The 12,638-nt window shown below is 65.0% G+C and carries 11 protein-coding genes; 9 read left to right on the plus strand and 2 right to left on the minus strand.

Going from position 1 to position 12,638, the window contains the following annotated elements; all coding sequences use genetic code 11:
* Positions 1-9 precede the first annotated feature (9 nt).
* The 8 genes from PSTAB_RS14395 (at position 10) to PSTAB_RS14430 (ending at position 8,955) form a co-directional block, all read left to right on the plus strand.
* Positions 10-999, plus strand: coding sequence for a thiamine pyrophosphate-dependent dehydrogenase E1 component subunit alpha (locus tag PSTAB_RS14395; RefSeq protein ID WP_013983489.1), 990 nt, complete (start codon positions 10-12; stop codon positions 997-999).
* Between the two features lie 180 nt (positions 1,000-1,179).
* Positions 1,180-2,250 carry a 2,3-butanediol dehydrogenase gene (locus tag PSTAB_RS14400; protein ID WP_041771972.1) on the plus strand — a complete coding sequence of 357 codons (1,071 nt, stop codon included), beginning with the start codon at positions 1,180-1,182 and terminating at the stop codon, positions 2,248-2,250.
* Between the two features lie 13 nt (positions 2,251-2,263).
* The gene (locus PSTAB_RS14405; RefSeq protein WP_013983491.1) at positions 2,264-3,286 is read left to right on the plus strand and encodes an alpha-ketoacid dehydrogenase subunit beta; all 1,023 of its coding nucleotides are present in this window, start codon (positions 2,264-2,266) and stop codon (positions 3,284-3,286) included.
* Positions 3,287-3,290: 4 nt separating this feature from the next.
* The gene (locus PSTAB_RS14410) at positions 3,291-3,530 is read left to right on the plus strand and encodes a lipoyl domain-containing protein (protein ID WP_013983492.1); all 240 of its coding nucleotides are present in this window, start codon (positions 3,291-3,293) and stop codon (positions 3,528-3,530) included.
* A gap of 2 nt (positions 3,531-3,532) precedes the next feature.
* Positions 3,533-4,237: a 2-oxo acid dehydrogenase subunit E2 gene (locus PSTAB_RS14415; RefSeq protein ID WP_013983493.1), complete on the plus strand. Its 705-nt coding sequence runs from the start codon at positions 3,533-3,535 to the stop codon at positions 4,235-4,237.
* Complete coding sequence (locus PSTAB_RS14420; RefSeq protein WP_013983494.1) at positions 4,234-5,001, plus strand: lipoate--protein ligase family protein; 768 nt, start codon at positions 4,234-4,236, stop codon at positions 4,999-5,001. Before PSTAB_RS14415 ends, PSTAB_RS14420 begins: the two co-directional genes overlap by 4 nt.
* Positions 5,002-5,389: 388 nt before the next feature.
* Positions 5,390-7,522, plus strand: a complete 2,133-nt coding sequence (locus PSTAB_RS14425) for a PQQ-dependent dehydrogenase, methanol/ethanol family (protein ID WP_013983495.1) — start codon at positions 5,390-5,392, stop codon at positions 7,520-7,522.
* A gap of 164 nt (positions 7,523-7,686) precedes the next feature.
* Positions 7,687-8,955, plus strand: coding sequence for a carbohydrate porin (locus PSTAB_RS14430; RefSeq protein WP_013983496.1), 1,269 nt, complete (start codon positions 7,687-7,689; stop codon positions 8,953-8,955).
* A 186-nt stretch (positions 8,956-9,141) separates the two neighbouring features.
* On the opposite strand, the gene PSTAB_RS14435 is transcribed toward PSTAB_RS14430, so the two are convergent.
* Both PSTAB_RS14435 and PSTAB_RS14440 read right to left on the minus strand, forming a co-directional pair.
* A complete protein-coding gene (locus PSTAB_RS14435) occupies positions 9,142-10,467 on the minus strand; it encodes an NTP/NDP exchange transporter (protein ID WP_013983497.1) in 1,326 nt (441 codons plus the stop codon).
* Positions 10,468-10,528: 61 nt separating this feature from the next.
* Positions 10,529-11,575 carry an SDR family oxidoreductase gene (locus tag PSTAB_RS14440; RefSeq protein WP_013983498.1) on the minus strand — a complete coding sequence of 349 codons (1,047 nt, stop codon included), beginning with the start codon at positions 11,573-11,575 and terminating at the stop codon, positions 10,529-10,531.
* Positions 11,576-11,727: 152 nt separating this feature from the next.
* Here PSTAB_RS14440 and PSTAB_RS14445 point away from each other — a divergent pair, with 152 nt between their 5' ends.
* Positions 11,728-12,633 (plus strand): LysR family transcriptional regulator, encoded by a 906-nt coding sequence (locus PSTAB_RS14445; RefSeq protein ID WP_013983500.1) that lies wholly within the window; start codon positions 11,728-11,730, stop codon positions 12,631-12,633.
* Positions 12,634-12,638: the final 5 nt, after the last annotated feature.

Here is a 12,638-nt window from a genome sequence, read left to right on the forward strand (position 1 = left end):
GAGTCGACCATGACCCAGCCCAACAACTCGCAGCGCCTGTGGATGTACGAGCAGATGCTGACCAGCCGCTACATGGAGGAATCCATCGAGCGCATCTACATGGAAGGCAAGACGCCGGTGTTCAATATGGCCAAGGGGCCGATTCCCGGCGAGATGCACCTCTCCAACGGCCAGGAGCCCTGCGCGGTAGGCGTCTGTGCGCACCTCGAGGCCGGCGACATCGTCACCGCCACCCACCGCCCGCACCACATCGCCGTGGCCAAGGGCGTCGACCTCAACGAGATGATGGCCGAGATCTTCGGCAAGGCCACCGGGCTTTCCGGCGGCCGCGGCGGCCATATGCACCTGTTCGATGGCCGGGTGAATTTCTCCTGCTCGGGGATCATCGCCGAAGGCATGGGGCCGGCCGTCGGCGCCGCCTTGTCGCGGCAGATGCAGGGCAAGCCCGGGGTGGCCGTGTCCTTCATCGGCGAGGGTGCGGCCAACCAGGGCGCCTTCCACGAAACGCTGAACCTCGCCGCGCTGTGGAAGCTGCCGGTGGTGTTCGTCATCGAGGACAACGCCTGGGGCATCTCGGTGGCCAAGGCCAGCGCCACCTGCATCAAGCAGCACCACGTGCGCGCCGCGGCCTACGGAATGCCCGGTGTGTTCGTCGAGAACAACGACCCGGACGGCGTGTTCCGCGCGGCCGGCGAAGCCATCGAGCGCGCCCGTGCCGGTGGCGGCCCGACCCTTATCGAGATCGAGACCTACCGCCTGGCCGGCCACTTCATGGGCGACGGCGAAACCTACCGCCCCGAGGGCGAGAAGGACGGCCTGATGAAAAAGGACCCCATTCCCGGTTACCGCCAGCGCCTGATCGACGAAGGCGTGATGACCGAGGCCCAGGCCGAGGACATCGCCGCACGCGCCCGCGGCCGTATCGACGAAGCGGTCGCCTTCGCCCGCGAAAGCCCCTACCCGCGCCCGGAAGAGGCAATGGAAAAGGTGTTCGTGTAACGCACCGCAGGAGCGAGTTCGCGAACGAGCACCGGAGCCACCGGTTCGCGACCAAGGTCGCTCCTACAAGCCGGCACGTGACAGACCGACCCCGTAGGAGCGAGCTCGCTCGCGAAAGAAGTCCCGAGAACGGCACCAGCCAGAACAACAAGAGGAACACCCATGAACAGCCAAGCCACCATGACCGCCGCCGTCTGGCACGGTCGCAAGGACATCCGCCTGGAACAGGTACCGCTGCCCGGCGCGCCACAACCGGGCTGGGTACAGATCCGCGTGCACTGGTGCGGCATCTGCGGCTCCGACCTGCACGAGTACCTCGCCGGCCCGGTGTTCATCCCGGTGGATGCGCCCCACCCGCTCACCGGCATCAGGGGTCAGTGCATCCTCGGCCACGAGTTCTGCGGCGAGATCGTCGCCACCGGTGACGGCGTCGAAGGCTACGCACCGGGCGACAAGGTCGCCGCCGATGCCTGCCAGCACTGCGGCCAGTGCCGTTTCTGCAAGACCGGCCAGTACAACCTCTGCGAGCAGCTGGCCTTCACGGGCCTGATGAACAACGGCGCTTTTGCCGAGTTCGTCAACGTACCCGCCGAGCTGCTCTACCGCCTGCCCGAAGGCTTTCCGCTGGAGGCCGGCGCGCTGATCGAACCGTTGGCCGTCGGCATGCACGCGGTGAAAAAGGCCGGCAGCCTGCTCGGCGAGACGGTTGTGGTGGTCGGTGCCGGCACCATCGGCCTGTGCACCATCATGTGCGCCAAGGCCGCCGGCGCCGGCCAGGTGATCGCCCTGGAAATGTCCGCTGCGCGCAAGGCCAAGGCGCTGGAAGTCGGCGCCACGCGGGTCATCGACCCCAGCGAGTGCGACGCCATCGCCGAGATCAAGGCGCTCACCGGCGGCTACGGCGCCGACACCTCCTTCGAGTGCATCGGCCACAAGGCCACCGCCAAGCTCGCCCTCGACGTGATCCGCAAGGCCGGTCGCTGCGTGATGGTGGGCATCTTCGAGGAGCCCTCGGAATTCAACTTCTTCGAGATCGTCGCCACCGAGAAACAGGTGATCGGCTCGCTCGCCTATGCAGGGGAGTTCCCCGACGTCATCGCCCTGATCGCCGACGGGCGCATGGACGTGACCCCGCTGATCACCGGCCGCATCGGCCTGGACAACATCCTCGAGCAGGGCTTCGAGGAGCTGGCCAATCACAAGGACCGCAACGTCAAGATCATCGTCAGCCCCAGCGCGCTGGCCGGCTGAGCAGGAGACCACCATGACCACAGCAGTAAAAGAGAGAAAGCTCACCGTCGCCCGCGCCATGGCCGAAGCCGTGGCCCAGGAGATGCGCCTGGACCCGCGCGTATTCGTGATGGGCGAGGACATCGGCCAGCTCGGCGGTGTGTTCGGCAACACCCGTGGCCTTTATGAAGAGTTCGGCAAGACGCGCATCCGCGACACGCCGATCTCCGAAACGGCCTTTATCGGTGCCGCGGTGGGCGCCGCCTCGGACGGCATGCGGCCGATCGTCGAGCTGATGTTCGTCGACTTCTTCGGCGTCTGCATGGATGCCATCTACAACCTGATGGCCAAGAACACCTATTTCTCCGGCGGCAAGGTGCCGGTGCCCATGGTGCTGATGGCCTCCACCGGCGCCGGCTACTCGGACGCTGGCCAGCATTCGCAGTGCCTCTACGGCACCTTCGCCCACCTGCCGGGCATGAAGGTGGTGGTGCCGAGCAACGCCTACGACGCCAAGGGCCTGATGACCGCGGCCATCCGCGACGACAACCCGGTGGTCTACCTCTTCCACAAGGCGCTGCAGGGCATGGGCTGGCTGGGCACCGAGAAAGGCGCCACGGTGCCGGTGCCGGAGGAGCCCTACATCGTCGAGATCGGCAAGGCGAAGACGGTGCGCGAGGGCCGCGACGTCAGCCTGGTCAGCCTCGGCGCCGGGGTGCATCACGCCCTGCGCGCCGCCACGCTGCTGGAAAAGGATGGCGTCAGCGCGGAGGTCATCGACCTGCGCAGCCTGGTGCCGCTGGACCGCGAACACGTCATCGCCTCGGTGCGCAAGACCGGCCGACTGATCGTGATCGACGAGGACTACCACAGCTTCGGCGTCAGCGGCGAAATCATCGCCAGCGTCGTCGAGCACGACATCGGCATGCTCAAGGCACGCCCGCAACGGGTGGCCTTCCCCGACATCCCCATCCCCTTCACCCCGGTCATGGAGCAATGGGCGCTGCCCAATGCGGACAAGATCGTGGCCGCCTATCACGCCCTGAACAAGGAATGACCCCATGAGTAACCCAACCCCCATCGTGATCGCAGATGACCTCTGGGAAGGTGACGCCGAAGCGGTGATCACCTCCTGGCTGGTGAGCGACGGCGCCGAAGTCGCCGCCGGTGACCTGGTCGCCGAGATCATGTCGGAAAAGGCCCAGTTCGAGATCGAAGCGCCGGTGGCCGGCGTACTGAAGATCCTCGAAGACGAAGACGCGGTGATCGCCAAGGGCGCAGTCATCGCCCAGGTGGAATAGCCATGACGCAACTGGAAAACCTGTCCGGCGCACTGCCCCCCGAGCGGGTGCCACTCAAGGGCATGCGCAAGATGATCGCGGCGAAGATGCTCGAGAGCCTGCAGACCACCGCCCAGCTGACCCACCACGCCGAATGCCGGCTGGATGCGCTCAAGGCCCGCCGCGCCGAACTCAAGACGGCTGGCAGTGCGGTGTCGGTGCAGGACCTCGTGTTGCTCAAGGTGATCGAAACGCTCAAGGCGCATCCTGGCCTGAACGCCACCCTGGCCGACGAGGTGATCCACCACCATGCGGCGGTGCATCTCGGCCTGGCCATCCCCCTGCCCGGCGACCTGCTGGTGGCACCGGCGCTGTTCAATGCCGAACAGCTGGACGGCGAAGAGCTGTGCCAGGCGCGCAAGACGCTGGTGGACAAGGCTTTGGCCGGCAAGCTGTCGGTCAAGGAGCTGACCGGCGCCACTTTCACCGTGTCCAACCTGGGGTTGTCGCGGGTGCACCACTTCACTCCGGTGCTCAACCCGCCGCAGGTGGCCATCCTCGGCATCGGCGGCGTGCAACGTCGGCTGGAACTGAGCGCGAGCGGTGCGCTGGTGGAGGCCGAATGGCTGGGCCTGTCGCTGACCTTCGACCATCGCGCCGTGAACGGCGCGCCGGCAGCGGACTTCCTCGACGACCTGTGCCGGCGCATCGAGGAGGGTGCGGCATGAACGGCATCGCCCGCTTCAGTGTAGCGGCCGGCCTGAATGCCGAACGTGCCCTGCTGCAGCGCGTCTGCGATGGCCTGTTCGACTGCCAGCTGCTGCTCTGGCGCCCGACCGGCCAGGCGCTGGTGATGCCCGGCAGCTTCGAGCGCCGCCCCGGTTTCGCCCTGGCCAGCCAACGCTGCGCGGCGCAGGGCTGGCCGATCCTGCTGCGAGACACCGGCGGCGAGCCAGTGCCGCAGTCGCCTGCCGTGCTCAATATCGCCCTCGCCTGCGCGCTGCCCATCGAAGACGAGGCCGGCAAGCGCATCGTCATTGCCTACGAGCGACTGCTCGATCCGCTGGCGCTGTGGCTCGCCGAGCATGGTTTGCGGGCCGGAGTCGGCGCGGTTCCGGGTGCCTTCTGCGACGGCCGCTACAACCTCACGCTGGAAGGCCGCAAGCTGGCCGGCACAGCGCAACGCTGGCGGCGCAGCCGTGATGGCCGCCCGGCGGTGCTCGCCCATGCGGCGGTGCTGATGGACGACTGGCGCGAACCGATGGCCGACATCGTCAACCGCTTCTATCACGCCTGCGCCAGCGACCTGCGCTGCGCGGCCGACAGTCATCTGGCGCTCGGTGAGCGACTGCCAGGCGCCTGGAGCGAAGCCGAGTCGCTGTCCGACCGCTATCAACGTGTGCTGGCCTGGCAAGGCCTGGAACTCGGCGCCCGCCCCTTGCCCTGCCCGGCCACAGGCACGGTCGCCGGTCCACCCTCCCCCGTGCTTTGAAAAACACCACGGCCACCAACCGGTCCGGCCATGCATCGGAGGAAAACCCCATGAGCTATTCCACCCCCGACCCGCCCGGCCAGCGCGGGTATCCAACACTTCGCCCTGCCCAGTCCAGGCGAAGCGGTGACCGTCTTCCGAGGAGCCTCACCCAGCAGGGCACAACGGCCCCAACACTGGCAACCAGAGCGCAATGAAGCCGGCCAGAAGTTATAGAAGTTTGAATAAAGATTTCGAAAAGCCGTGATAGGTGCATGTTGTTTCGCGCCATTACGGGGGCTCATACCGGAATCGACTTAATAACAAAAGAAATGCCAGAAGAGCTTTATCCGTAAATGCTCGTTGTACCCCACGCACGCCTGAAACCCTAAACAAGGAAATAATAAAAATGAAATTAAAACAGTCAAACCTAAGGGTTCACCTGATGATGGCCGCCTCGCTTTTTGCGATCACGCCGCTGCATGCATCAGACAGAATCATCACAGACAAGGAATTGTCCGATGAATCAAACACTGCTGACTGGCTGGCTTACGGGCGCACACACTCCGAACAACGGTTCAGCCCGCTCAAGGACATCAACGTAGATAATGTCAGCCAACTCAAACCTGAATGGTATTCGCCGCTACCTGACCGCTCAGATATGGTCGGAACGCCCTTGGTGGTCGATGGCGTCATGTACTATGTGGGCGAAATGAACAGAACACGTGCGTTCGATGCCCGCACGGGAAAGAAGCTTTGGGAATACGATCCGCAAGTTTCCAAAGAGATCCTCGACAACAATATGAAGAAGGTCTTCTGGAAGCATAACCGGGGACTTTCAACCTACGGCGACAAGTTGTTCATTGCCACCTGGGACGGCCGCCTGATTGCAATCAACCGAAAGGACGGCAAGGAAGTCTGGCAGACCCGTACATTCGATCACGACCAGCCGTTGAATATCACCGGCCATCCCAAGGCCTTCGACGGCAAGGTATTCGTCGGCAATGGCGGCACCGAACTTGGTCCGATGCGTGGGTATGTAACTGCCTACGATGCCGAAACCGGCAAACAGGTCTGGCGTTTCTATATCGTTCCCGGCAATCCTGCCGATGGATTCGAGGATGCCGCTCAGGAGATGGCGGCCAAGACCTGGAGTGGCCGCTGGTGGGAGAACGGCGGCGGCGGTAATGCCTGGCACGGCTGGACGTACGACGCCAAGTACAACCAGCTCATCTTTGGTACAGGTAACGGCGGCCCCTGGAACATCAAGGTGCGTAGCCCGGAGGGTGGCGACAACCTGTTCCTGTGTTCTGTCGTGGCGGTCGATGCGGATACGGGCGAATACAAGTGGCATGTCCAGACTGCCCCGGGTGACACCTGGGACTACAACTCGAACATGGACATCGTGCTGGCCGATCTGAAAATAGACGGCAAGGATGTTGACGCCGTATTGCACGCCCCCAAAAACGGCTTCTTCTATACGATCGACCGTTCGAACGGCAAGGTACTGTCCGCGGAGAAATTCGCCGATGCCAACTGGTCAACCAGGTACGACCTGAAAGAGCAGCGCCATATCGTTGCCGACGACGCCAGGTATCCCGACGGCGAGAAGAATATCTATCCATCGGCATTCGGTGCGCACTCATGGCACGCGATGTCCTATAACCCCGAGCTGAATCTTGCCTTTATCCCCACCAACCATCTAGGCAACACCTTCAAGGACGACGGTAAAAATACGAAGCCTGGCCATAAGATGGCGAGCCACAAACTCTACCTGGGGCTGACCGGTTGGGAATTGACCAAGGACCCGCACGAGTCACGGGGCTCGTTGCAGGCCTGGGACCCGGTCAAGAACAAGCGCGTGTGGCAAGTAAATCAGAAGAGTCCTTGGGGCGGCGGTACCTTGACCACGGCCGGCAACCTGGTTTTCCAGGGCGAGCCCGATGGCCTGTTCAAGGCTTATGACGCACGCACCGGTCAAGAACTCTGGTCCTATGACGTCGGCCTCGGTATCTCCGCGCCACCGATCACTTACAAGTTGGATGGCAAGCAGATGGTTTCCCTGCTGGTGGGCCCTGGTGGTGCATTGGCTTCCAACTTCGGCGGCTCAGGCGAACTGGGTTTTGAAAGCCATGGCTGGAAATATGGTGCGCATGAGCGCCGCATCATGACCTTCTCGCTTGACGGAAAAGCGGTCGTTCCAGAACAGCCGGCGCCGCAACTCGCCAAACCCATCATCGATGAGAAGTTTGAAGTCGATGCCGAAAAGGCCGAGACGGGCGCGGGTGTCTATGCGGAAAACCTCTGCGTTGGTTGCCACGGCGCCGGGGCTGTTGCGGGCATGAAGGCACCCGATCTGCGGGAGTCGCCGATCTTGCTCACAGGCAGCGAAAAAGCGTTTGAGAGCGTGGTGCGCGGTGGAGCATTGCTCGTCAATGGCATGCCCAAGTTCCCGGATCTGACCGATGCAGAGCTGGAAAGCATTCGCCATTTCGTGCGCAGGCAAGCACACGACGGGGTGAAATCGGGCGGCGGCCATTAGGTCGGCAACCTTCGATCGCCAACCAAACAGTTGAACCGGTAACGCCTGAGTAGCCAGGCGTTACCACTGAGCAGAAACGCACGCGAATACCGTGAATGCCCACTCCCATGGCGGCTAACGGTATTCGCGGCACCCGCACCGTTACATCCCAAAGGATCAGAACAATGACAACAAGCCTGCGCTGCGGCAGCGGCCTTCTCGTCGCCTGCCTGCTCACTTCTGCCCAAGCGGCCGAATATTCACCGGACCAGTTTCTCTTCGGCGACTGGAACGGCGCCCGCACCCGCCTGCACGAGGCCGGGGTCGACCTGCAATTCACCTACGTCAACGAACTGGCCCGCAACACCCAGGGCGGCGACGACCATACCGGCACCTACGCCGACCAGCTGATGTTCGATGCGGCGCTGGACCTGGACAGATTGCTGGGCTGGTCCGGCGCTGGCCTGCACTTCACGCTGACCAACCGCAACGGCGAGAACCTCAATGCCGAAGCGGACCTGGGCGTGCTCCTGCAACCGCAGGAAATCTACGGCTACGGCAGCGCGACCCGCCTGGTGCAGCTCTACTACCAGCAGGCGCTGCTGGACGACCGCCTGCTGGTCAAGCTCGGCCGCCTTCCCATGAGCGGCGATATCTACCCCTTCGCCTGCCCGTTCCAGAACCTCGGTTTCTGCGGCACGGTGCCCGGCTACATCACATCGAACTGGTACACCTGGCCGATCAGCCAATGGGGCGCCACCGCGCGCTACCAGCTGAACGAAGCCTGGTCGCTGCAGACTGCGATCTATCAGGTCAATCCGCGCTTCACCGAGCGCAGCCAGCGCCTGAACTTCGGCAGCCCGTCGGGCACCACCGGTTACCACGCGGTCGCCGAGCTGGGCTGGACGCCGACCGTTGCCGGCCAGCCCGGCGCCTATCGGCTGGGCCTGTGGCGCAATACCGGCGACTTCGAGGACCTGTACCGCGACAGCTCCGGCCTGCCCCTGTCGCTTTCCGGCGCATCAGCCGCCGAGCACGACCAGGGCACGGGCGGCTACCTGATGGCCGAGCAGCAGGTCTGGCAGAGCGCCGCGGTGCCGGCGCGACGGTTGAAGCTGTTCGCCAACTTCATCCAGTCCGACCCGGACGTGACCTATATCGAGCGGGTCTGGCAGGTTGGCGGCATGCTCTCCGCGCCATTCGCCTCGCGCCCGAACGACGAGCTTGGCCTGGGCCTCGGGCGCCTGGAAATCAACGACGATGCCCGCCGTCGCCTGCGCGAACAGGGCGACCCGGTGCCCGACGTGGAATACCCGGCCGAGCTGTATTACCGCGTGGCGCTGACACCCGCCCTCTCGCTGACGCCGAACATCCAGTACTTCCACCGACCAGGCGGCTTCGACGAAGACAAGGACGTGGTGGTCGTCGGACTGAAGACGGTGGTCAGCTTCTGACCGGCGCATGAAGCGCGGCGACCGCGCGAAAAGCCGGTCGCCGCTTCGGTAAAAGCAGCGGATACCATGCTTGGGACTTCAGCCTCAGCGCAGGCTCACCAAGCTGTGACTCTTGGCGAACCAAAGCGCCGCACCTGCAAGGCTGACACCAGCCAAACCTCGAACCCGCCACCGCTAGCGTTCCGCTCAGGCTCCCCCCTCACCCGCCACAGCTGTGCCCACCCGCACCTCCGCTCGCCTGTCCGCCTGCTTGCCGAGCTGCCAGCCGAGATAGCCCCAGAGCAGTGCGCAGATCGCGCCGGCCACGGCGACCAGGCCGGCGCCCTGCCCGAACATGTCCAGTGCCGTCTTCCCCCAACCGCTGACGGCATCGCCGGCGCGGTAGACGACAGTGTCGATGACGTTCTTCGCCTTGTACTTGCTCTCGGCATCCAGCGGCGCGAAGAGCATTTCGCGGCCGGGCCGGACGAACGCGTACTCGCCGATGCGGCGCACGATCATCAGCGCCGCGAGCACGGCGAAGCTGGGCATCAGCGCGAGGCCGACAAAGCCGACGCCGACCAGCAGCGGCACGATGGCCAGCAGCACGCGCACGCCGAGTTTCTGCGCCAGGCGCCCGGTGATGAAGAGTTGCGACAATAGCGCGCCCGCCTGGACGACCACGTCGATGATGCCGAACACGCGAACCTGGGCGGCGCGGTCGGGGAACAGCTCGGCCACCAGGCGTGCCTGCTCGAAGTAGAGAAAGGTGGTCACAGTGGCCAGCAGCACCACGAAACCGGCGATGCCGAGCAGATAGGGCGACTGCATCACCCGAGTCAGGCCGCTGAAGGGGTTGCCGGGCACCGGCCGGCGCGTGCTCTCCGCCGGAGCCGCGCCGGGGCGCCCCGCTCCGCCGATCTCGCGCCAGCGCATCAGCGAGAACTTGAGCGCCAGCGCCGCGCCCAGCAACAAGGCGGCCAGCAGCATCAGCCCCGACTCGCCCAGGCTGCCGACCAACAGCGCGCTGAGCGCCGGCCCGACCAGCCCGCCGACACTCGCGCCAGCAGCGATGAAGGCGAACAGCCTCTTGGCCTGGGCGCTGTCGAACACATCCGCCATCAGGCTCCAGGCCACGGACACGACGAACAGGTTGTAGACCGAAATCCACACGTAGAACACCCGCGCCAGCCAGGCGCTGTCACCCTGCAGCAGAAACAGCACGGAGAAGCCCAGCAGGTTCAGGCAGAAGAAGCCGTACACCCAATCGACGAAATGCAGGCGCGGTACGTGGGAACTGAGCCAGGCGAACAGGGGCACGGCTACCAGCATGACGAAGAAGGTGGCGGTGAACAGCCATTGCAGGTTTTCCACGCCGGCGGCGATGCCCATCGACTCGCGAATCGGGCGCAGCATGAAATAGCCAGCGAACAGACAGAAAAACAGCAGGAAACCACTCAGTGCCGGGCGCAGCTCATGCGCTTCGGCATTGATCGCGGCACTCAGGCGATGCACAACGGATGGCGTGCTCATGGGCGCGCTCCTGAAGAATGAAGTGAGAACAGGGCGCGAGCGCAAGGCCGCGCCCGTGGATTCAGGGGTAACGCACGCCGGTCAGGCGTTCCGACAGTTGCCACAGCCGGGCGGCATCCGCCTGGTTCGCGGCGGCGTCTGGAACCCTGGCAAAGCCCAGCGGCCCGCGTTTTTCTTCCTCGCCGGTCGGCCCGTAGTAGGCACCGCCGATGGCGTCGGGCGCAGTGGCGGCATACAGCGTCGGCAGCGCGCCTTGGGCGGCGGAGTGGTAGTTGTCACGGTCCTTGGCCCAGTTGGCGGCGAACTCACTGTCCAGCCCTGGGCCACGCTCGACCAGCTCGGTGACGGCTACTCCGGGGTGCGCGGCGATGCTGCGAATGCCCCAGCCGGATGCGTCACTGTGGCGTTGCAGCTCCATGGCCCACATCAGCACCGCGAGCTTGGACTGCGCATAGGTGGCGTAGGGGTTGTAGCGCTGCTCGGCCTGCAGGTCCGCGAAGTCCAGCTGGCCACGCCCGGCCGCGATACTGGAGAGGCTGACCACCCGGGCATCGTCACTTTCCAGCAGCAGCGGCATGAGCAGCGCTGTCAGGGCGAACGGGCCGAGGTAGTTGGTGGCCAGCTGCAGCTCGTGACCGTCGGCCGAGGTGCCGCGCTCAGGCGGCGCCATGATTGCGGCATTGTTGATCAGCACGTCGAGACGCGGCAGGCGCTGCTGCAGGCGCTCGGCCAGACTGCGCACCGAGGCCAGGCTGGCCAGGTCGACCGCCTCGAACTGCACGCGGGCATCCGGCACCTGCTCACGTATCCGCTCGATCGCCTCCTGCCCGCGCTCGGCATTGCGCGCAGCGATGATCACCTCGGCGCCGGCGCGCGACAGCGCCAGCGCATCTTCGTAGCCCATGCCACTGGTGCCGCCGGTGACCAGCACGATGCGGCCAGCCTGATCCGGCATGTCCGCCGGGCTCCAGTCCGGCTTCGGTGCGGTACGGTTGGCGGCCTCGGCCGTCAGTGCGCCAGCCACTGCCACCCCGGCGATCAGCGTTCTAGCCAGTTTCAGCAGATGGCGGGCGAGGTCGCCCGGCTCGGTTGTGGTTCTGTGCGTCATGATCCTGTCCTCGTCGTCGTTGCAAACAGGCCGACCTGCGATGGAGGTGGCCGACGCGAGGATTATCAGCGTACGGAAATCAGGTGATAATCCGGGCAAAATTGGACAGGCTGTACGACTATCCGTACAACCGAATGGCTTGCGGAGTTCCCATGCGCCAACCCAACCTGAGTGACGTCGCGCTGTTCGCTGCCGTGGTCGAGGCCGGTGGCTTTCGTGCTGCCGCGCAGACCCGAGGCATGTCGGCCTCGTCGCTGAGCGACTGCGTGCGCCGGCTGGAGGGCGACCTCGGCCTGCGCCTGCTCAACCGCACCACCCGCAGCGTCACCCCGACCACCGCCGGTGAACGCCTGCTCGAGCGCCTGCGCCCGGCGCTGGAAGAGATCCACGCCGCGTTCAACGACCTCGACGACGAATCCCAGCGCCCGGTCGGCACCCTCAAGCTGAACGTGCCGGTCCCGGTGGCGCGCTTCGTGCTGCCGGACCTGCTGAGCCGCTTCCTCAAGCTTTATCCGGCGGTGAACGTCGAGGTGGTGATGGAGAACACCTTCATCGACGTCATCGCGGCGGGCTACGACGCCGGTGTGCGTTACGAAGAAAGCCTGGCCAAGGACATGATCGCCATCCCCATCGGACCGCGCCGGCAACGCTTCGTGGCCGCCGCCGCACCGGCCTACCTCGCCGCCCACGGCACGCCACGCCACCCCAGCGAGCTGACCGGGCATCAACTGCTCGGCCATCGCTTCGAGAGCGGCAAGCTGGGCGTGTTCGAGTTCGAGAAGGACGGCCGGACCTTGCGTGTACCGCCGCAAGGCCAGCTGGCCACCTCCTCACATGATTTGAAGACCAGCGCGGCGATCAATGGGCTCGGGATCATCTACACCTTCGAGGACTTCATCCGCGAGCCGCTGGCCGATGGGCGCCTGACGCCCATCCTCGAGGACTGGTGGCAGTCCTTCGACGGCCCCTTCCTCTACTACCACGGCCGCCGCCACATGCCCTCGCCGCTCAGGGCCTTCGTCGACTTCCTGAAGGCCGAGGGGCAAGAGCCAGCCTGAAGGCA

Origin of the sequence: Stutzerimonas stutzeri (assembly GCF_000219605.1) — a bacterium.
In the GTDB taxonomy this organism is placed as follows: Bacteria; Pseudomonadota; Gammaproteobacteria; order Pseudomonadales; family Pseudomonadaceae; genus Stutzerimonas; species Stutzerimonas stutzeri.